The following is a 19,666-nucleotide window of genomic DNA, read 5'->3' as shown; positions in this document are numbered from 1 at the left end:
AGGGCCGGTCAGAGGAGGTTTCCTGGTGGCTGGCCTTCATCGCCAGTTCCTCAGGAGTACCGAATTTCCGAGGGCTCACGAAGAGTGCGGGGACAGATGGGCTTGCGCCAGACTGAGGAGCGCGGCGGTCCGGCCCACACCGGGAGTAACCCTCGGTTCCGGCCCGCCGCGCTCGCATATTGCGGCCCAGCAGTTACTAGGCAGCAGGCCCTAAACGGACAAGTGTGAACAGAGGATGAACTTCGGTCAAGTGCTGCTCCTTGTTGACCTTGGTGGACCTGTCCGATTCTGGGAGCGAAATGGGAGCAGGCGAGGGAGCGCCGTAGGGTGTCGGAGCGCACGAGAGCGCACCCTACACCTGCGCTGAGCTGCCAATTCTCCCGTTTGAGCAGCTCGGGAAATCCGGTAAACCCGCCTGGGGGTCAAGGGGGCGCAGGTCAAATCCTGTCGTCCCGACAGACGAGAAGGTCTGTCGATCCGACGGAAACCTCAGGTCAACAGACCTTTCTTAATGTCGGCTAGATCGTCGGGCGTCTCTAGACCGCCCGCAGCCGGGGACCACTTGGGGACCCGCGCACCGAGAGATGAGCGCTCAACGCCTCTCCCGCATCGGAGATCGAGCGCGCATCCGGGTGAAGGTAGCGCTGCGTCGTACTCAGCGATCCATGACCGGCGAGCTTCCTGAGCACATGCACCGGCACGCCGGCATCCGCCATCCAGGTCAGGCCCGTGTGCCGGAGATCGTGGCGCCGAAGATGCTCGAACCCCGGCTTGGTCACCACCTCATCCCAATGGGTCGCGTCCTACCGTCGGTCCGCTTCTTCGGGCAGAGCACGACGGAGAATCGGGTGGGCGGCCAGGGGCCTTCAGAGGGAGGCAGGACAGTGAAGGTCGATGACCGATCGGCTGTAGAAGGTCGTCGGTCCGTCGTCGCCGACGTACAGACTGCCAGCGTCGCGCACATGACGGCCACCGCAGCGGCGATCGAGGACCTGTGCTGATGAGCCCCCGAGCGAACCCTGCCCGAGTCAAGGTCGCCGGAGGGTGGGTGCTCGCTCGTGCCGGAGCGTGAAGTCACACGAACCGATGTCTCTGTACGGGATATATCCAGTCAAACCTTTTGTCGTGCGATCCAGATTCTCAGACTCAACCCGGCGAAAGTAAGAAAGGTCCGCTCCACTGGAGAGCCGAGGTGGCCGCGCCGGTCGAACCTCGTAGGAATCAGCCGGGAGTGCATGGCTCCGTTACGTGTACGGAGTCACCTTTCGAATCTCCGCATCTGAGATTCCATCGACCCCGATTGCCAGGCTCGCTGCGCGGCGTCGCGTTCGGCGCGGAACGCCGGTTGGACCGTGCTCAAGGCCGGCCGAAGCAAGGGCAGGTGGAGGTGCGCCGTGTTGCCGTCGGGTGTCCAGGTGTGGATCAGCTGCCGGCACCGCAGCAGGAGGGCGTTCGCCGCGACGACCTCGTCGAGCAACCCGATACGCGAGCAGTCCTGGGCGTCGACGTCCCTCCCGCTAAGCACCAGGTCCAGCGCCTCGGAGCGGCCGACCAGAGCCGGGAGCAGCACGGAGGACGCGTTGGAGATCGTGAATCCCATCGCGCTCTCCGGGAACCGGTAAGCCGCCTGGGTCGAGCCGATCCGGCGGTCGAAGCACAGCGTGAGCTCGGCCGCGCCGCCCACGGCGAGACCGTTGATCGCGGCGACGCAGGGAATGCTGCTGGCGAGCACGGCCTCGGTCACCGAGTCGAACAACGCGGAGAGTGCTTCGATACCGTGTCGCTCGACAAAGGCGCGTGTTTCCCGGAGATCGTCCCCCGAGGAGAAGGCCCGGTCGCCGGTACCGGTGACGACCAGGCCCCGGATCTCAGGGGTGTCCGACGCGTCCCGGATCGCCCGGGCCAGGTCCGTGAGCATGCCGCTCGACAGGGCGTTGAGCGTCCGGGGGCTTTCGAGCCGGAGTACGAGCACGCCGTCGTCCACATCGGAGACGACTCGGCCCCGCTCGTCGTCGCCGTTGACGCTCATCGCGCCTTCTTTCCTTGCTGGCCGAAATCCACGGCCAGGAGCCGTTCGCCGTGGTCATAGTCCGCGATCTTCGTCTTGGCGATGCGTTCGGAGGGGGTTCGAGGTAATGACCGCCAGAATTCGACGTAGCGCGGCACCTTGAAGATGGCGAGTTGCTGACGCGTATGCTGCTCGACTTCGCGCGCCAGGCTCGGTAGCGCCTCGGCGTCTCCGACCTCGATACACGCCATGACCTCTTCGCCGAACAACTCGTCGGCCACACCCACGACCGCGCAGGCACGGACGAAGGGCAGCTCGCAGATCACCGCTTCCACCTCGGCGGCGGCGATGTTCTCCCCTCCCCTGCGCACCATGTCCTTGAGCCGGCCGACCAGGCGGAACCATCCGTTCTCCTCGCGGACGCAGAGGTCTCCGGTGTGAAACCAGCCGTCTTTCAGCGCCGCGGCGGTCGCCTCGGGCCGCCGCCAATACCCCGTCATCAGTGTCGGCCCGCGGACCAGTAGCTCGCCGGGTTCACCCGGGGCGGCGTCCCGCCCCGAGGGGTCGACGATCCGCGCCTCACAGTTCGGCGCCGGAAGGCCGATATAGCCTTGGCCGACGCTCCGCTCGTCGTCGATCGGCGCGGTGATGTTCAGGCCGGACTCGGTGAGGCCGTAGACCTCACGCCATGGCGCGTCCCAGCGTGATTCGAGCTTGTGGTGGAGCGCGACGGGGATCGCCGAGCACAGAACGAGCCGCACGTCGTTGGCCCGGTCGGTTTCCGTCGCCGGTTGCTGGAACAGCAGTTGCGGCATGCTGCCCAGGACGTAGAGAACCGTCGCGCGATACCGCCGGACGTCGGCCCAGAAGGTGCTGGCGGAGAAGCGTGGCAGCACGATGAGCGTGGCCCCGTACTCCAGGCACATCGCCGCTTCCCACTGACCATCGATGTAGGAGAACGGCTGGGCCGTGAGGACGCGATCCTTGTGGGTCAGTTCGAAGCACCGTCCCATGGCCACGCCCAGCTTCAGCCAGTAGGAGTGCGTGAGCATGCACGCCTTCGGCAGGCCAGAGGTGCCGGAGGTGAACTGAAGGTTCGCCAGCGCGGAATCCTCAGAGACCGTGTCGAGCTCTCCGAGGTCGCGCGGTTCGGTATCGCCGCCCGGTGCCGCGGGCTCGAACAGCTCGTCGGCCATGAGCAGTCGCACCTGGTCGTCGCGCGGCTGGAGATCGGTGAACTTGTGCGCCGAATCGCTCGATGTCACGACGGCGCTGATCTGTGCGTCGTCCAGGATGTGGCCGATGTCCGCCGCCTGGTAGGAGCGGTTTATCGGGACGGCGACGTAGCCGCCGGACACGACGGACAACCAGACCAACGGCCACGAGATGTCGTTCGGCAGGCAGATCCCCACCCTGTCACCGGCTACGAGACCGGCCTCGCGCAGGCTCGCGACGCCGACCTGAACCCGGTGGGCGGCTTCGGTGAAGCTGATGGCGCGCCCCGCGCCGTCCTCGACGAAGATCTTGTTGCCGAACTGGGCGGCCGCCCGGCGGAGTAGCCTGCCCAGGCTCTGTGGTGCCGCCGCCGCGGCAGGATCCGGCTCGATCGCTTCGCTGGTCTTACTCACGCGACCTCTCAGTGATTCGATCTCGCGGGGCACGGTTCGTTGGGACGACCCGGGACAGGAAACCGGTCACGGCTGCGATGAATAGTACAACGTACTAGAGCGTCAGGACAGGATGGTTTTGCCTGGTAGGGAAGGCGTTGGGAGGTGACGACGGCCCGCCGGAGTCATCGGCGGCGAGGCCGCTGTTCAGCCGGTTCAGAACGTCAGGCGTCGCGCATGCGCTCCAGGCCGGCGATCATCGTGCGCATCGCGAAGTCGAAGCTGGACTCCATCGGAGTCGATCGCCCGGAAGACCACCTGAGCATGAACGCGCGGTTGGCGACGAGGAAGAAGTTCCTGTGGATCGCCGGGAGATCGGCACCGCCGCCCTCCCGCAGTGCGTGCTGGTACTCGGAGACCCAGTCACTGTCGCCGGCCACGGGCTCCGAGGCGAACTCCGCGGCGATCCACCCGAATATGCCGCCGAGAACCGTGTTGTAGACCATCACCAGTTGTTCACCGGTGAACCCGGCGTCTTCGAGAACCGCCAGGAGGCGGTCGGCCATGGTGAGGCTTGAGGCCGAGATCTGGATCGTGGACGTGAAGTCGACCGCCAGGTTGGGATGCCGGCCCAGCCGCTCGCGCGATCTGTGCGCGAGTTGCAGGATCCACTCCGTCCACGGGACCGAGTCGGCGTCGGGAAGCTCGATGCCTTCGAACACGCGCTGGCACACCCGGGCGATCAACTGAGCCCGGTTGCCCGCGTGCCAGTAGATGGTCGCGGGGTACACCTCGAGGACCTCGGCGAGCCGCCTCATGGTCAGCGCCTCGACGCCGTGGCGGTCGATGAGCTCCAAAGCCGCGTCGATGACCTGCTCACGACTCAGCGCCTGCCGCGGCGGCTGCTTGTCCTTGCGGGTGGTCACGCCCGTCTCCTATGAGCTTCGAGGGGCGCTTCGGTGCCGAAGATCCGGATGTCGCGGCGGGTGGCCCGTACGCAGCATGATAGCGGGCACCGGTCGCGATGAACGGTGCGAGCGGGCGGCTCTTGTCAACCGTACAAGCGCATCGTGTGGCTCCCGGCACGAATGCTAAGCGGCATGACCAGGCATCTCCTTGACTTGTACCGCCTCACCATCTCCCACTTATACGCCGTACTAGAAGTGCGTCGTCACCGCACCAGGCCGGACCGGCAGGCCTGCAGGACACCGACTTGATCGAAAGCGGCCTTCGGTCCCTGTCGGGACGACAGGATTTGCCCCTGCGCCCCCTGCCCCCAGACTCCAGCCAGAGACCGAACTCTTCTTGTCGGGGGCTACTGCGATCATGACGTTCACTTGATCAAAGGAGTAGCGATGACAGAGCCCCCCAAAGACTTCACCTGGCTCTCCGAACACGAACCACTGGATGAGATCTACTGCGTGTCCTTCGTCCGGGATCTCTCCCCGGAGGAAGTCCTCCGCCGGTTCGGTGTGGACGAGAGCACCATGGAGGAGGTGCCGTACGACGAGCTGGGCAGGCGCTCGGCGGAGAGCATGAGGGACGACGCTGCCGGTTACATTGGCGCCGTGAAGATCGGTGACTGGACCCTGGTCATCGAACCTGGAGGATGGAAGATCGCCGTCGACCCTGAGATCATGGCCCGGGTCTCGCGGGCTACCGAAACCGTGTCGGTCTGCCGTCATGACTACGCCGAGGATACTTTCACCTACATCATCGACGGGCAGGAAATCGTCTGCTTCGACCCGATGTGTCCGGACGAGCGGTCAGGCGACGATCCGGACCGCTTCGTCAGGGAGATGCGCGAAGCCGGCCTGGACCCTGAGTTCGACAGTGACAGCGACGACTCGCACATCGACTTCCCGATGGAGCGCGCGTTCGCCTTGGCCGGCATGATCACCGCTCTTCCCTTCTCTCCGGAGATGTTGGAGCTGCGATTCCTTGGCGCGGAACCCCTGGAGGACTGATCGGCGGGTCCCTACGCGGAGACCCACCTTTCATCAGGCCTGGGCGTCCGAATCCTTCTAGGTGGCAAGGCTGGGAAGCAGCCCCCGGAACCGCGGATCCCTTCGGCTTTTGACGCGGCCGGATGCCATGAACGTGCCCGAACCAGCGCCCGGACCGTAGCCTTTCAGGGCGTCCTTCCCTGTCTCGTCGAGCGGCTCGACAGCGGTCTCGACGATGCGCTCCTGGGTGAGCCCCTGCCTGCGGCGCGGTGATTGACGTGTCCGTACCGCCATGTCTGACACTCTGCCGCCGAATGGAGCGTCGTTCCAACCTGGAGTACTGTTCCAATGTTGGAGCGACGCTCCATAACTTCGTCTGGGACTCAAAGGCCTTGATCTGAGGGAGTCGACGTGTACGACGTGGTGATCGTGGGGGGCGGCCCGGTGGGTCTGTTCCTTGCCGGTGAGCTGGGGTTGGCGGGCTGCTCCGTCCTGCTGCTGGAGCGGGACCGGGAGCCGAGCTCACCGTGGAAGGCGCTCCCGCTGGGGATGCGGGGCCTGAACGCCGGATCGGTCGAGGCGTTCTACCGCCGCGGGATGCTGGAAGAACTGCTGAAGGCCTCGGGGGCCGACGGGGAACGGATCGGCGCGGACCCCGACGCGCACGAACCGCCGGCTCCTCGTGAGGTGAGCCACTTCGCGGGCATGCGGCTCGACCCGGCCGACATCGACGCCGCCGCTCTCTCGTTCCGGCTGCCCGGCCCGGCGATGGAGGGCATCATGACCAGCCTCGACGCGGTCGAGACGGTACTGGGCGAGCGGGCGGCCCGCCTCGGCGTGCGGATCCTGCGGGGCGTTCCCGTCGAGGCGGTGACCCAGGACGGCGACACCGTCGTCGCGCGGGCCGGTGGGCGCGACCACTGGGCGCGCTGGCTCGTGGGATGCGACGGCGGGCGCAGCACGGTGCGCGAACTGGCGGGCTTCGACTTCGCCGGCACCGAACCGCTGTTCACCGGCTACGCCGCCCGCGTCACCTTCGCCGATCCGCAGAAGCTGGACCTGGGCTTCGACCTGACGCCGACCGGCATGTACCTGCGGACGCCCTTCGAGGGGCACCTGGGCATGATGGACTTCGACGGCGGCGCCTTCGACCGCTCGCAGCCGCTGACGCGCGAGCACCTCCAGACGGTTCTGCGCCGGGTCTCCGGCACCGACGCGACACTCGCCGAGGTCCATCTCGCCTCCAGCTTCACCGACCGCGCGATGCAGACCACGACCTACCGGAACGGCCGCGTCCTGCTCGCCGGCGACGCCGCCCACATCCACTCCCCGCTCGGCGGCCAGGGACTCAACCTCGGCATCGGCGACGCCATGAATCTCGGCTGGAAACTCGCCGCCACCGCACCCGCGACGGCACCACCCACGTGTACCGCAGCACCTCAGGGCTGTTCCACCGCTACGACCTGGGCAGCGACCATCCACTCGTCGGCCGGACCGCCCCGGACTTCCGCCTCGCCGACGGCACCCGCCTCGGTGACCTCCTGCAAGAAGGACACGGCATCGCACTCGACCTCACCGCCGGCCGGCACCTGCACGACGCGGCGACGGGCTGGAAAGGCCGGATCCGCTACGCGGCCGGGCCGGTGAGCAACGACCCCGGACTCGGCGCCCTGCTGGTCCGGCCCGACGGCATCGTCGCCTGGACCGACGAGCACGCCCCCGACACCGATCACGAGGCGTTCCGGCGCGCCGCGACCCACTGGTTCGGCGACCCGGCACCCTGACAGGACGCCTCGACGCCGACCGGCACGCGGCGGGCGAGCCGGCTCCGAGGGGTGGCAGGCCTTGGTGAGTCAGGTACGCGCCTCGGGTCTGCGGGCAGGCCGGTGGTCAGGCGCGTCGTGGTCCTCCTCGCGTGCGGGTGCGAACGGTCAGGAGGTCACGCTGAAACCTCGAGGGGGCTAGATCTCAAGAAACGGCGGCGAGCTCTACGCGCTTGCTGTCTCCGCCGGACAGGAACGACGCCAGCGCTTGCCCCTGCTCGGCCACGCTGTCACGCTCGGCTCGCGAGAAGCGGCGCAGCGGGCTGACCAGCACGGCGCCGCCCTCGACGTTCCAGGTCGCGGCGACCCGGCCGTCGACCAGCACGAAGCGGGCGCCGGTGACCGACAGGCCGCGGTGGGCGTCGTCGATGATGCGGGTGCGGTCGTGGTAGCCGAGGACGGCGTTGTCGAAGGCCGGTAGGAACCGTACCGGGGCGGGGGTGCCGGGGTCGGGGCGCGGCGCGTCGGGGAGGTCCAGCAGGTGCCGACCCCGTTCGTCGCGGAAGCCGACCAGTTCGTCCCGGATCGCGGCGACCGCGGCCGGCAGCCCGGCCAGGCCGCACCAGGCGCGCAGGTCGGCCGTTGCGGCGGGGCCGAACGCGGCCAGATAGCGCCGTACCAGTGCCTGGCCGACCGGGTCTGAGCCGTCCGGGGAGGGCGGGTCGATCTCGCGGCCCAGCCAGGCGGAGAGCGGAACGTTGCGCACCCCCGCCTTTCTGCGCCACAGGCCGCGCGGGGGCAGCTGTGCCATCGGGACGAGGGCGGCGACCAGCATCTCGCCCAGCGCCCGTGATCCTGGCTCCGGCCAGCGCCCGGCCAGCGCCCGCGCCAGCTCGGTCATCGAGCGGGGCTCGCCGTCGGCCATCACGGCACGGCCCGCCTCCGCGAGCTCGTCGAGGTCCACCTCGGCGAGATCACGACGGTAGGTCCCGAGCACGCGCCGCCGCAGCATGGTGTCGTGGCGCGCCCGCCAGGCCAGGACGTCCTCGGCGGTGAGAAGATGAACGGTGCGGCGCATCAGGTGTGTACGCACCACACTCCGCCGGATCAGCAGGTCGGACAGCGCCGCTGGATCGAACCCATGCAACCGTGACCAGAGCCCCACGAACGGTTCCTGCGGTTCCTGCGCCTGCAGGCCGCACAGATGCGCGACGGCGTCGAGGACCGGCATGCCGGCGTGGTCGAGCAGCAACTGCCGGGCGAGCGTCGCGCGGTTGAGCGCCCGGGTGTCGAGAACGGTCATCGGATCACGCCGCGGCGCGCTCGTCGCCCGGCCGCCGGCGCAGCCCGGCCCGGGTGACGGCCGGCGGGTCGTAGGACACGTCGAGCAGGCCGACGTCACTGCCCGGAGGCACGATCTCGTCGATCCTGTCGAGGACGTCATCGCCGAGGACGGTTCCGGCACCGGCCAGCAGATCGTCGAGCTGCTCCATGGTGCGCGGGCCGATGATCGCCGCGGTGACGCCCGGGTGGGCGACCGCGAACGCCATCGCCATGTGGGTCAGCGGGATCCCGGCCTCCTCGGCCAGCAGGGCGAGCCGTTCGACGGTGTCGTGCGTACGCTCGTCGGTCATATGCCTGGGCACCCAGGCCATCCGGCTCGCGGAGGCCTTGCGATCCTCGCGGTATCGACCGGTGAGCAGGCCCATCCCCAGCGGGCTCCACACGAGCGTGCCCATGCCGTAGCGTTCGCAGACGGGCAGCACCTCGCGTTCGATACCGCGGTTGAGCAGGGAGTACGGCGGCTGCTCGGTGCGGAAGCGCGCTAGAGCGCGCCGCTCGGCCACCCACTGGGCCTCGACGATGTCCGAGGCCGGGAAGTTGGAGGTGCCTATGGCGCGCACCTTGCCGTCGCGCATCAGGTCGGTCAGCGCGGCAAGGGTCTCCTCGATGTCGGTCCGCGGGTCAGGGTGGTGGATCTGGTACAGGTCGATGTGGTCGGTCTGGAGGCGTCGCAGCGAGTGCTCGACCTCGGTGACGATCCAGCGCCGGGAGTTGCCGGCACGGTTGGGGTCCTTCCCCATCGGGCCGTTCACCTTGGTGGCGACTATGACGTCGTCGCGGCGTCCCTTCAGCGCCGTGCCGACGATCTCCTCGGTCTCGCTGTAGGAGTACACGTCGGCGGTGTCGATGAAGTTGATTCCCGCGTCGAGGGCCCGGTGGATGATGCGGACGCATTCGTCGTGGTCGGGGTTGCCGACCCGGCCGAACATCATGGTGCCCAGGCAGTAGGGGCTGACCTGTATTCCGGTCCGCCCCAGGGGGCGCATCCTCATTCTGGCTGTCTCCTTCGGTCTCTTCGGTGGCCTCGGGGGGCGTGGTGCGGGAGGCGCGCTCCCGCACCACGTGTGATGTTCAGCCGTTGTACTCGCTCACGACGTCCACGACCCAGACGACGCCGAAGCGGTCCCTGAGCATGCCGTAGAGCGGGGCCCACTGCGCGGGCCCCAGCGGCTGCACGATGGTGGCGCCCTCGGAGAGCTTGTCCCAGTACGCGGTGACCTCCTGCGTGGTCTCGCCGCGCAGGGAGAGGAAGAACGAGTTCTCGCCCTGGTTCCAGGGCAGTCGCGAGGGCACGTCGTAGGCCATCACGTGGAAGCCGTCGTCGGCGAGCACCTGGCCCCACATCACCTGGTCCGCCTCGGCGGGGTCCTGCACGCTTCCGGCGTCCTTGTAGGTGACGGCGGCGAGGTCCCCACCGAAAACGGACTGGTAGAACTCGAGCGCCGCGCGGGCGTCGCCGCGGAAGTTCAGATGAGTCACGGACTTGACGGCCATATTCGGCTCCTGACCATTGATCGTCGTCTCTGGACGCCGTTGTCCGGCGCGGAACGACAGTCGCAGAGGAAGAGGTCAGGGTGTGGCCGCTTCTCAGGGCAGTATTGGGTCATGCCGAAGACCTCCGCGCGACTGCTGGCGTTGCTCTCGCTGCTTCAGGCGCGCCGGGACTGGCCCGGGGCGCTGCTGGCCGAACGGCTGGACACCAGTCCGCGTACCGTGCGCCGGGACGTCGACCGCCTGCGCGAGCTCGGTTACCCCATCGTGGCGACCAAGGGTCCCGACGGCGGTTACAGACTCCAAGCGGGCGCGGACCTGCCCCCGTTGTTGTTCGACGACGAGCAGGCTGTCGCCCTGGCCGTCGCGCTGCAGACCGCCACCATGTCCGGAGCCGGCATCGAGGAGGCTGCGGCACGGGCGCTGAACACCGTACGGCAGGTCATGCCCGCTCGGCTGCGCCACCGGATCGACACCCTCCAGATCACCGCCGTCGAGCGGCCGGGGAGCCGGACGGACCCGCGAACCGACAGCGGTGTGATCATGGCGCTCAGCGCGGCCGTGCACGCCCGCCAGGTGCTGCGCTTCGACTACTCGCCGCCGACGGGGGACAGCGGCGGCGGGTGGACCCCGCCGCGCCGGGTGCAGCCGCATCACCTCGTCAGCCGGGGCGGGCGCTGGTACCTCGTCGCCTGGGACCTCGACCGCGAGGACTGGCGCACCTTCCGCGCCGACCGGATCACCCCGCGCACCCCAGCAGGCCCCCGCTTCACCCCGCGTGAGCTGCCCGGAGGCGACGTGGCCGCCTTCGTGACCGGCAGGTTCCGAGGCTCCGGCGAATCTGACGGCTCCGGCGACTGGCCCTGCCGCGGCGAGGTGATCCTCGACCTGCCCGCCGCCGTCGTGTCCCGGTACACCCGCGACGGACTCGTCGAGGAACTCGGCCCGAACCGCTGCCGCCTCGTCCTGGGCTCGTGGTCCTGGCCCAGCCTGGCCGCCACCATCGGCAGGTTCGACGCCGACTTCGAGGTGGTCGGCCCGCTCGAGCTCAAGAACGCCTTCGAGCACCTCGCCCGGCGCTACGCCGCCGCGACCGGCCCGCGCCCTCCCCTGACCGCGTGAGAATCCGCCACAGGACTTCCCGTCGCACAGCCCGGCAAGTGTCCGCACACCGGTAGCTCAAGGGCGTCCGGCGAGGGAAAGCACGTTCGTTGCAACAGGCGCGGTGTTGCCCGGTGCGTAGGGCGAGCCGGCCTTTCCCTTAGTAGTTCGTAATGCAAAACATGGCGAGTAACGTGGGCACATGGATTCCGACGCCCTCGTGGAGGCCCTCGTCCGCAGCACCTTCCAGGTGGCGGGCGTGCTCACCCGCATCGGAGCCGAGCGTGACCTCTCACTCACCCAGCTGCGAGTCCTCGGCATCCTCCGCGACCGCCGCCCGCGCATGACCGAGCTCGCCGCGTTCCTTGGCCTGGACAAATCGACCCTGTCCGGCCTCATCGACCGCGCCGAACGCCGCGGGCTGGTGAGCAGGGGCAAAAACCCCCAAGACCGCCGCGTCATCGATGTGTTCCTCACCCCCGCCGGCCTGGAACTGACGGAGCAGGTATACGACGAGGTCCGGCGCGCACTGGCACCCGCGACAACGAGACTCGATGAGCAGGACCGCGGCCAGCTCGTCCAGTTGCTGCACGCCGCCCTGCACTCCCTCGACTAACGGCTCCTAACGAAATGACTGTGGCCGTCCTTGCTGGCCGGGCTGAGCACCGACTACTACCAGCGGATGGAGCAGGGTCGGGAGGTGCGCCCGTCCGACGATGTCCTGGACGCGCTCGCCGGGGCGCTCGGCCTCGACGACGGGGAACGCCGGCATCTGTTCGCCCTGGCCCGCGCCGCCCGCCGGCCGATACCCGCCCGGGTGGACCGGGGTCCGGAACGAGTGCCGGACAGCACCCGGCGGCTGCTGCGGGTCATGGACACCCCGGCGGTCGTGCTCGGTCGGCACCTCGACCTGCTCGCCTGGAACCCGATGGCGGAGGCGCTGCTCGGCGCCCCGGACGCTTACCCTCCCCACCGGCTCAACATGCTCCTGCTGATGTTCGACGACACACTGACCGGTGAGCGGAGCTGCCCAGACTGGGAGCGGCAGGCCCTGGACCACATCGGCATGATGCGCGCCGCCGTCGCCACCGACCCTACCCATCCGCGCGCCACCGAGATCGTCGGTGAGCTGAGCATCCGCAGCGTCGAGTTCCGGCGGCTGTGGGCCCGGCACGACGTACGCGCGTCGGTCAGCGGCACCAAGACCTTCCGCGTCCCCGAGGTCGGCGACATCGTCCTGGACTGGGACACCTATCCGCTGCCCGGCAACCCCGGACCGGTCATGCTGGTCTTCACCGCCGAGCCGGGCAGCGCCGACGCGGACCGGCTGCAGCTCCTGGGAGCATTGCACGCGACCCGCTCGGCGCTCGCCAACAAGCACTCCTCCCAGTAGTGCGACCGGTCGAGCCCGTCGTTTGTTATTGGTCATAAGGCTGTCTTCGCGTCATGGTTCACCCCGGGATCGGCGTTCGATCCCGGGGTGAGGCCGGACCACGTCAGACGGGGACGGTCTCGCCGGTGGTCAGGAGTTCCACTCGCCGGTCATCTCGACGTAGTTCTCGCCGCGGACATTCTTACCGTTGTACGTACCGGTGAACGTCACCGCGGCCTCCAGGTAGCCGCTCCCGTCGGGCGTCTCGATCTCCTGGTCCGGATTTCCGATGACCTGCACGTCGAGCTCGGTACGCAGGGCGGGAATGCGGACGCGCCAGCGAGTGGGATACCTCTGGCCGGTGGCCGGACTGGTCCACTGCCGGGAGGCACCCCGCACGAGCGGCTCGACGTCGACCACCTCGTAGGAACCGTCCGGATGGAGGACCGTCGCCCAACTGTTCTTGGATTCGGCGCCGACCGTGTCCCAGATGGCGACCTTGTCACCATTGGGCATGCCGAGGTTCATCCACGTCCACCGGGTCAGCGACCTGGGCATTTCACCCCATTGCCTATCCAGCCAGGAGGTGCCCCTGACCTTGTGCTTCTTGCCGTCGACGATGAGCGTTCCGGACGTCCGCATCTTCGGAAGCGCGAATTCGTAGTTCGGCACGCCATCGGCCAGGTGGAAAACGCCGGTCGACGCGTAGTTCATGGCGGGGCCGGTGGGCGCCAGCTGGACATCGAGAGATCCCCAAGGTGTCTCCACCTGCACCGACTGGCGGACGGAGTCACCCGTCCAGCTCAGCCCTGGCGCCTTGATGTCGAGCTTGCCCTGGCTCCACCGATAGTCCTTCGGCTCGACCATCGCGTCGTAGTCCTTGTACCACCCGGTGGTCTTGTTGATCACCGAGAACGTCCAGCGGTACGCGGCCTCGTCCCTGTTCGGCAGGACGCGCGTGTGGACCTGAAGGCCGAACTCCTGCCCCTCCGCCTTCACCGAACTGGTGAAGTAGATCGAGTCGAACCAGGTCGGCTGGGGTCCGGACGCGTGCCGTCCCAGGTCGGCCGCGGGATCGACCAAGGCCGGGATCCCTGACGTGGCGGAGCGGGCGGCCGGTGTCGCGGACGGGGCGGCCGCCTGGGCCGAAGAGCCGGTGAACGTGCACAACGCCAGAGCCGCTGCCGTGGTGACCAGGGCTGCCGCCCGGCCCTTAGTCCGGATTGCGGGCATGAGGATTCCTCCTTGAGTCAAGGGCGGAAGGGATCGTCGCTCACCTGTCGGCGCCGACCGGCGAAGCCGCACACGATCACCGCCACCGCGGAGTCACCCCTGGCCAGGGCGTTGGTTTGTATTACCAACAACTTCATAATGATTGGTAATACAAACAATGTCAAGTGCTTCGCGGATCACGCACCCGGCACGGTGCGGGCTCACTTCACTCACGTGGTGACCGGGCGGCCAGGAACTCTTGACGCACGTACAGCCGGGAAGATCGCTCGCGCGTGCGGGTCCCGTAGCGCGGCGAGGGAACGGCTCAGGGGACGACGTGTGTCGTGGCCGCGACGCCGACCGGCCCCTGCGGCACGCACACGATGGTGATGGTGGGGTAGGGCTCACGGTAGCGGTCCGGCGTGAACGTCACGTCGCCCACGTTCGGGACCGTCACCTGGGCGGTCCCGCCGCTCATCTTCCAGGTGTCGCCCGGCGGGATGGCCGGGGTGGTGAGCCCGTTGGCGACCACGCTGCCCGAGGCCGCGCCGCCGAGCAGGATGGTCATGTTACCGACCTGCTCCCCAGCGTCCTTGCCGCTGTAGGAGATCAGGTCGGTGTCGAACGCGACCGTGACGGAGATCGTGGTTCCCCGCTTGGCCGTGGCGGGGGCCGTGACGGTCGTGGTGAAGACGGTGGGGAACTGGGGGCCGAATGTCCCGCACACGTACGACTTGGTCACGGTGCCGGCCGCGGCGGACGAGGCGGTGACGGCGACCAGGCAGGCCGCGAGGACACCCGAAGCCGCCACGGATGCCACTTTCTTCTGGAACGAGACCATGTGCGACCCCTTTTCGAATCAGGATGATATTTCCGGCGGGCGTCGTGCTATGTGCCGGTTCGCCGCCGCACTGTCATCGTCATCTCCGGGGTGCGCGCGGGCTTCTTCGAGAATGCCTTGCCGCTGGCAGGAAGCGGTCCGGAGCTCATGAGAAATGTCCCATGACTGTCACGGGGCACCGTCCTGATGGCGTTTCGGGGGAGGGGAGCGCCTCGGCCGGCGTCGCACGGGAGACGGCCTCGGCGCGGCGGCGCTCACGCTCGGCGTCCAGTGGGCGTGGTAGGTGGCCACGATCTGCTCAGCTCCGCCGGCAAGGTGACGTTGAGCGGGAGCACCCGTCCGACCAGGCCGCCTACGACCTTGGCGGCACGGTGTTTATAGAGATATGAAGCCATTCGTGCGATATAACTTACATGAGACCCGTCGGAGATATATACCATTTGTGGGCATTAATTAGTAGTTGACGCGCCTGCCTGATTAATCATCTGTGTTGCGGCCTCAAGTCGGGGTAGTTCACCTATGTGGCGCCATTATGGCCAACGGCGCTCAATTCTCTTCAATGACCAATGGGGGACTTAGGTGATTCATCCATCTAGAGGCAGGCGGTCCTTGGCGCGAGTGATCAACGACCGATTGCCGTTCGCCTACATCGGCGCGGCCTTGACGGTCGGGGCGCTCGTGGCGCTGCCGCTGCCCGCACAGGCCGACGTGCACGGCGACACCGCGAAGCACGACGCCCATGTCGACCTCGCGATCCCGTCGGCGTACGGCGGTGGAGGTGGTGGGGGCGAAGAAGAGGCTCCCTCCGCGAAGAAGCCCAGAAAAGAAATCCGGCAGCACCGCCCGACACGCCATATCGCCCAAAAGCCGCGAAAGCACTACAAGTATTTCGTCCACCATCCGCACCCGCAAGAGCAGGTCTCTGTCCGGTCCGAGCACGGCGGTGGCGGCGGCTACCGGCACCATCGGGGGCATCACGGCCACCACCACAACCGTCATTTCACCGACGACACCTATCTCTTGCGGCAATTGCGTAGATATCACAGCCAGCAGGAGGCCCTCGAGGCGGTCAACCAGGAGGCGGACCACTGGCTCCGTCGGACACCGGAAAAGGTCGAACCGCGCGACGGCAAGGGCCACAACGCTAAGGTGAGCGTCCGTGAGAAGCCCGACGTTCGCCGGGATTCCGGCCGGACCGGGCGGTAAGGGCCGCCGGCGTCCCGAAGACTACGGGTGAGCCCGACATCCAGGGACCGGCCGGACCTGCGGTCCGGCCGGTCCCTTCGGCCAGTGCAAGCCGCCGCGGTGTAATAGACGTAGTCGGTCTCGCCCTGCGACGGTTGAGCCTCCTGGGGCTCATCTACGGCTTCCCGTGGTGTGGACGATTCTCACTTTCGCGGGGTTCGGTCTGGAGTCTGGATCGCGCGACAAAGAGTTTGACCGGGTGTACGCCGCGCAGGAACGGTGGCTCTGTGACTTCACGCCCCAGCACGGGAGACCATCCACCCCGCGGTGAGCTTGACTCCGGCAAGGTCCGCTCGGCGGCTCATCGGCGCGGTTTCTCCCTTGCCGTGGTGCCGTCATTTGCGTAATACCGGCGGCCTGTACGCCTGCGACGACAGAGCGGCGACGAACATCGACAAGGTCTATTTCGAGGACGCCGGCCACACCCGCAGAGTGGCCGAATACCTCCTGGGCGAGCCCCCCGCCCTGAACGAGGTGAGCGAGGCCTACCAGGTCAAGGTTTCCGACGAACGAGCAGTCGAAGCCATTGAACAGGCCGTCCGGAACATCCCGGGTGTGTACCAGGTCGTGGTACCACAACTGACCTCCTAGCTCGGAGGAGCAGCCCCCGGCAGAGCGCCGGGCGGTCGGCCACGGCTCGGCCGGGAACAGAGAGCAGGTGGTGGGCACCGTTGAGGCGGGCCGGAGGGCGGAGGGCGCCGACCGGCCCGCCTGTGGTCGGCTGGGTTTTGGGAGATTGTTCAGAGTTGGACGAAGTAGTCCAGTGGGAACGGGGGGCGGGCCAGGGGGGCGACGGCCAGGCGCATCAAGGTGAGTGGGTTGTCGTCACCGGCGACGCGGTTGGCGTTGAGGGTGCCGCAGGCCGTACAGCGGTGGATGATCGCCCACTCGCCGTCGTGGCGCGCGTGGATGGCGATCGGCGCCATGCCGGAGGCGCATTCGGCGGCTCCGTCACCCGGGGTGTCGTCCAGGTGCCTGGACCACAGGCAGGTGGGGCAGTGGTTGCGGTGCGCGGTGCCCGGCGCGTCGGCGGGCACGTCGAGGCGGCAGTGGAGACAGCGGAAAGAAGTGATACGGGCGCGACGGCGTGGCAATGGAGGGGCTCCAGTCGAAATAGGTGGCGAGTCGGCCAGACCGTGCCGTCGCGACCCATGCGGGATCACCCCCGCTGGAGCCTCCGGTGGGGACGTCGACCCGCTCGAGGGCGCACGACGGCGTCCTCGGTGCCAACGGGCATCAACATTCCCCCCTCATCTGCTCGGCGCCAGTCAAACAATCCCGCGCGCCAGAAGCAACCGGTTTGATGCTGCGTGCGAACCGCAGGAAACGATCGGCTCGGGCGCCCTGCTGCTCCTGCGCCCTGCCGGCTACGTCTGGTGGACGGCACGGCGGGCACAGGAGCGGCCGCGGGGCGAGGCCCGCGGCGGTGCTTCGGATCAGGCGGTCGCGGAGATACGGACCGGTGCGACGTCGTTGTGGTTGTGTCGCTCGGCCCAGCTGGTGAGCGCGGTGCGGCAGGCGTGGTCGAGATGGCGCAGCCCGCTGAGGTCGAGCTCGATGGGCCGGTTCTTCGGCAGCGCCTCCAGCGCTTCCAGCATCTTCGGCAGCCGGAGGAAGGTCGCGTTGCCGGTGAGCGCCACGCGGACCGACCCCCTGTCAGCGTCGCTGACGCTGACGTGCAGGTGCGAGGTCTCCCACGCGGTCTTGCAGATCGACAGGGCGATCCCGATGAGGACTCCCTCGAACATGCTCACCGTCACGATGGCGACCGCGGTGACCAGGAGGATCAGGGCCTCCCCGCGGTGGTCGCGCCACAACGGCGCCAGTTGCCTGATCGGGAGGAGCTTCCACCCCGAGTAGACCAGCACGCCGGCGAGCGCCGCGATCGGGATGACGCCGAGCGCGCCGGGGAGCAGGGCGGTGAACAGCAACAGCCACACGCCGTGCCAGACGCGCGAAGCCTTGGTCTTGGCGCCCGCGTACACGTTGGTCGCGCTTCGCACGATCACCGCCGTCAGCGGCAGCGCGCCGAGCAGCCCGCAGACCGTGTTCCCCGCTCCTTGGGCCATCAACTCCTTGTCGTAGTCGGTGCCCGGGCCGGTGTGCAGCCGGTCCACGGCCGCGGCGCTGAACAGGCTCTCGGCGGAGGCGATGAGCGTGAACGCCACCACCGTGCCCATGACGCCCACATCGGCGAGCCGCCCGAGGTCCTCGGCGCCGAGAAGGCTGATGGCGTCGAGCAGCCCGGTGACCTGGATCCTGTCGATCGGCAGGTCCAGCAGCGCGGTGGCCGCGATGGCCAGCAGCACGGCGGCCAACGCGCCGGGCACCACCCTCACCTTCGAGGGCAGGAACCGCCAGCAGGCCATGACCACGATCACGCCTGCTCCGACGGCGAGCGAGGCGAGGGCCTGCGCGGAGCCGGCGGCGCCGACGAGCGTCCCCGGCAGTGCGATGATCTTTTCGAGTCCGCTCGCGGGCGCCTGCCGGTCGGCCATGGAGTACAGCTGGCCGGCGATGATGACCAGGCCGATGCCCGCCAGCATGCCTTCCACGACCGCCACGGAGATCGCGCGGAACCACCGTCCGAGCCGCAGCGCGCCGAGCGTCACCTGGATCAGCCCCGCGGCGAGGACGATCACGCCGAGGGTGGCGAGGCCGTACTCGCGTACCGCTTCGTAGACGAGGACGGTCAGTCCGGCGGCAGGTCCACTCACCTGAAGGCTGCTTCCAGGGAGCAGCCCGGTCACGAGGCCACCGACGATGCCCGTGATCAGGCCGAGTTCGGGCGGCGCTCCGGAGGCCACCGCGATACCGACACACAGCGGCAGGGCCACGAGGAAGACGACCAGCGAGGCCGTCAGGTCCGCTCGCAGGTGGGGTCTGAGGGACCGTCCGGTCTTGGCGGGATGCGTCTCAGCGGGATTCCGGGAGGCCGTCTGGTTCTTCGGTGGCGGGCCTGAATCGTGCTGGAAGGAGGGGGAGGCGTTCACAGCGGGAGGAACCTTCCGGTGGCCGGGCGGTACGCCGACACGGAACCGGTGTGGATCTCGTAGTACCAGCCGTGTAACCGCAGTTCGCCGCTGAGTCTTCTGGCGATGGACGGGTAGCCGTGGAGGCGCTGCAGTTGGGTCAGCACATGGAGCTGCACGGCCTCGGCGATGTCGGGCCCGGCCCCGGTGGCCGGGGCGGACGGCGTGAGGTGTGGTTTCTCGTTCGTGAACCACGCCTGTGCGTCGGGGACGGAGGTGAGGTCGTCTCCGCGCACCAGCGCGCCGACCGCTCCGCAGTGGGAGTGTCCGCATATCACGACGTCCGAGACGCCGAGCACCTCCACCGCGTACTCGATCGTCGCGGCCTCACTGGACGATCGGTGGGCATGGTGGGGAGGGATGATGTTGCCCGCCGTGCGCAGCTCGAACAGTTCGCCCGGCGCGGCGCCGGTGATCAGGGACGGAAGCACACGGGAATCGGAGCAGGTGATGAACAGCGCCTGCGGCGCCTGCCCGGCCGCCAGGCGGCCCAACTCGATTCCGAGCTCGGCGGCGATTGCGGGGAATTTCCGGGCATGGTCGATGAGAGCCTGCATATCTCAACGTCTCCTGTACGCATGTGACGGCACAATCAAGCGGGCTGGGCAGAAGCGATGCGGAGCGAATGGCAGGCAGCGGAGAACGACCCGGTGGCTTTCGGGATCCACGTCCTGAAGGCAGCCGAGTGGGACAGGGAACTTGCT

General features: G+C 68.2%; 20 protein-coding genes and 1 pseudogene. 9 read left to right on the top strand and 12 right to left on the bottom strand.

What is annotated here, in order from left to right:
• Positions 1 to 536: 536 nt before the first annotated feature.
• On the bottom strand, positions 537 to 779 hold the full coding sequence (locus tag BJ982_RS41025; protein ID WP_203959207.1) for a tyrosine-type recombinase/integrase: 243 nt from the start codon (positions 777 to 779) through the stop codon (positions 537 to 539).
• Here BJ982_RS41025 and BJ982_RS39885 point away from each other — a divergent pair.
• The gene (locus BJ982_RS39885) at positions 666 to 1,001 is read left to right on the top strand and encodes a hypothetical protein (RefSeq protein ID WP_203959232.1); all 336 of its coding nucleotides are present in this window, start codon (positions 666 to 668) and stop codon (positions 999 to 1,001) included. The two genes, BJ982_RS41025 and BJ982_RS39885, sit on opposite strands and share 114 nt — an antisense overlap.
• A gap of 257 nt (positions 1,002 to 1,258) precedes the next feature.
• Here BJ982_RS39885 and BJ982_RS30400 read toward each other — a convergent pair whose 3' ends face one another.
• The 3 genes from BJ982_RS30400 to BJ982_RS30390 form a co-directional block, all read right to left on the bottom strand.
• On the bottom strand, positions 1,259 to 2,029 hold the full coding sequence (locus BJ982_RS30400) for an enoyl-CoA hydratase/isomerase family protein (RefSeq protein ID WP_184885703.1): 771 nt from the start codon (positions 2,027 to 2,029) through the stop codon (positions 1,259 to 1,261).
• Positions 2,026 to 3,636, bottom strand: coding sequence for a class I adenylate-forming enzyme family protein (locus BJ982_RS30395; protein ID WP_184885701.1), 1,611 nt, complete (start codon positions 3,634 to 3,636; stop codon positions 2,026 to 2,028). Before BJ982_RS30395 ends, BJ982_RS30400 begins: the two co-directional genes overlap by 4 nt.
• 203 nt (positions 3,637 to 3,839) lie before the next feature.
• Positions 3,840 to 4,541: a TetR/AcrR family transcriptional regulator gene (locus BJ982_RS30390; protein WP_184885699.1), complete on the bottom strand. Its 702-nt coding sequence runs from the start codon at positions 4,539 to 4,541 to the stop codon at positions 3,840 to 3,842.
• A 429-nt stretch (positions 4,542 to 4,970) separates the two neighbouring features.
• Here BJ982_RS30390 and BJ982_RS30385 point away from each other — a divergent pair, with 429 nt between their 5' ends.
• From BJ982_RS30385 to BJ982_RS41020, 3 genes and pseudogenes are all read left to right on the top strand, one after another.
• The gene (locus tag BJ982_RS30385) at positions 4,971 to 5,582 is read left to right on the top strand and encodes a DUF6461 domain-containing protein (RefSeq protein ID WP_184885697.1); all 612 of its coding nucleotides are present in this window, start codon (positions 4,971 to 4,973) and stop codon (positions 5,580 to 5,582) included.
• Positions 5,583 to 5,972: 390 nt separating this feature from the next.
• Positions 5,973 to 6,971, top strand: a pseudogene (locus BJ982_RS30380) (FAD-dependent oxidoreductase); the annotation flags it as partial.
• A gap of 14 nt (positions 6,972 to 6,985) precedes the next feature.
• Positions 6,986 to 7,345, top strand: a complete 360-nt coding sequence (locus BJ982_RS41020) for an aromatic-ring hydroxylase C-terminal domain-containing protein (RefSeq protein ID WP_373869664.1) — start codon at positions 6,986 to 6,988, stop codon at positions 7,343 to 7,345.
• A gap of 184 nt (positions 7,346 to 7,529) precedes the next feature.
• Here the strand turns inward: BJ982_RS41020 and BJ982_RS30375 are convergent, their stop codons facing one another.
• The 3 genes from BJ982_RS30375 to BJ982_RS30365 all read right to left on the bottom strand — a co-directional run bounded on the left by BJ982_RS30375 (position 7,530) and on the right by BJ982_RS30365 (position 10,162).
• Positions 7,530 to 8,627: a winged helix DNA-binding domain-containing protein gene (locus BJ982_RS30375; RefSeq protein WP_184885695.1), complete on the bottom strand. Its 1,098-nt coding sequence runs from the start codon at positions 8,625 to 8,627 to the stop codon at positions 7,530 to 7,532.
• A gap of 4 nt (positions 8,628 to 8,631) precedes the next feature.
• Positions 8,632 to 9,660 carry an aldo/keto reductase gene (locus BJ982_RS30370; protein WP_184885694.1) on the bottom strand — a complete coding sequence of 343 codons (1,029 nt, stop codon included), beginning with the start codon at positions 9,658 to 9,660 and terminating at the stop codon, positions 8,632 to 8,634.
• A 79-nt stretch (positions 9,661 to 9,739) separates the two neighbouring features.
• Entirely contained in the window at positions 9,740 to 10,162 is a 423-nt protein-coding gene (locus BJ982_RS30365) for a VOC family protein (RefSeq protein WP_184885692.1), read from the bottom strand.
• Positions 10,163 to 10,273: 111 nt separating this feature from the next.
• On the opposite strand from BJ982_RS30365, the gene BJ982_RS30360 reads away from it, so the two are divergent.
• The 3 genes from BJ982_RS30360 (at position 10,274) to BJ982_RS30350 (ending at position 12,653) form a co-directional block, all read left to right on the top strand.
• A complete protein-coding gene (locus tag BJ982_RS30360) occupies positions 10,274 to 11,281 on the top strand; it encodes a helix-turn-helix transcriptional regulator (protein WP_184885690.1) in 1,008 nt (335 codons plus the stop codon).
• Between the two features lie 181 nt (positions 11,282 to 11,462).
• Positions 11,463 to 11,876, top strand: a complete 414-nt coding sequence (locus tag BJ982_RS30355; protein WP_184885687.1) for a MarR family winged helix-turn-helix transcriptional regulator — start codon at positions 11,463 to 11,465, stop codon at positions 11,874 to 11,876.
• A gap of 30 nt (positions 11,877 to 11,906) precedes the next feature.
• The gene (locus BJ982_RS30350; protein ID WP_239123129.1) at positions 11,907 to 12,653 is read left to right on the top strand and encodes a helix-turn-helix transcriptional regulator; all 747 of its coding nucleotides are present in this window, start codon (positions 11,907 to 11,909) and stop codon (positions 12,651 to 12,653) included.
• A gap of 129 nt (positions 12,654 to 12,782) precedes the next feature.
• Here BJ982_RS30350 and BJ982_RS30345 read toward each other — a convergent pair whose 3' ends face one another.
• Positions 12,783 to 13,865 carry a lipocalin-like domain-containing protein gene (locus BJ982_RS30345; RefSeq protein ID WP_184885685.1) on the bottom strand — a complete coding sequence of 361 codons (1,083 nt, stop codon included), beginning with the start codon at positions 13,863 to 13,865 and terminating at the stop codon, positions 12,783 to 12,785.
• 304 nt (positions 13,866 to 14,169) lie between these two features.
• Positions 14,170 to 14,655 carry a hypothetical protein gene (locus BJ982_RS30340; RefSeq protein ID WP_184885683.1) on the bottom strand — a complete coding sequence of 162 codons (486 nt, stop codon included), beginning with the start codon at positions 14,653 to 14,655 and terminating at the stop codon, positions 14,170 to 14,172.
• Between the two features lie 648 nt (positions 14,656 to 15,303).
• Between BJ982_RS30340 and BJ982_RS30335 the strand changes: the two genes are divergently transcribed.
• On the top strand, positions 15,304 to 15,891 hold the full coding sequence (locus BJ982_RS30335; protein ID WP_184885681.1) for a hypothetical protein: 588 nt from the start codon (positions 15,304 to 15,306) through the stop codon (positions 15,889 to 15,891).
• 306 nt (positions 15,892 to 16,197) lie between these two features.
• Positions 16,198 to 16,521: a hypothetical protein gene (locus BJ982_RS30330; protein ID WP_184885679.1), complete on the top strand. Its 324-nt coding sequence runs from the start codon at positions 16,198 to 16,200 to the stop codon at positions 16,519 to 16,521.
• 149 nt (positions 16,522 to 16,670) lie between these two features.
• Here the strand turns inward: BJ982_RS30330 and BJ982_RS30325 are convergent, their stop codons facing one another.
• The 3 genes from BJ982_RS30325 to BJ982_RS30315 all read right to left on the bottom strand — a co-directional run bounded on the left by BJ982_RS30325 (position 16,671) and on the right by BJ982_RS30315 (position 19,519).
• The gene (locus tag BJ982_RS30325; RefSeq protein WP_373869663.1) at positions 16,671 to 16,967 is read right to left on the bottom strand and encodes an RNHCP domain-containing protein; all 297 of its coding nucleotides are present in this window, start codon (positions 16,965 to 16,967) and stop codon (positions 16,671 to 16,673) included.
• Between the two features lie 399 nt (positions 16,968 to 17,366).
• Positions 17,367 to 18,923, bottom strand: coding sequence for a SulP family inorganic anion transporter (locus BJ982_RS30320; protein ID WP_184885676.1), 1,557 nt, complete (start codon positions 18,921 to 18,923; stop codon positions 17,367 to 17,369).
• The gene (locus tag BJ982_RS30315) at positions 18,920 to 19,519 is read right to left on the bottom strand and encodes a carbonic anhydrase (protein WP_184885674.1); all 600 of its coding nucleotides are present in this window, start codon (positions 19,517 to 19,519) and stop codon (positions 18,920 to 18,922) included. The genes BJ982_RS30320 and BJ982_RS30315 overlap by 4 nt, the downstream gene beginning before the upstream one ends.
• Positions 19,520 to 19,666: the final 147 nt, after the last annotated feature.

The sequence above is a fragment of the Sphaerisporangium siamense genome (assembly GCF_014205275.1).
GTDB lineage: Bacteria > Actinomycetota > Actinomycetes > Streptosporangiales > Streptosporangiaceae > Sphaerisporangium > Sphaerisporangium siamense.
This window is presented reverse-complemented; position numbering and strand designations above follow the sequence as displayed.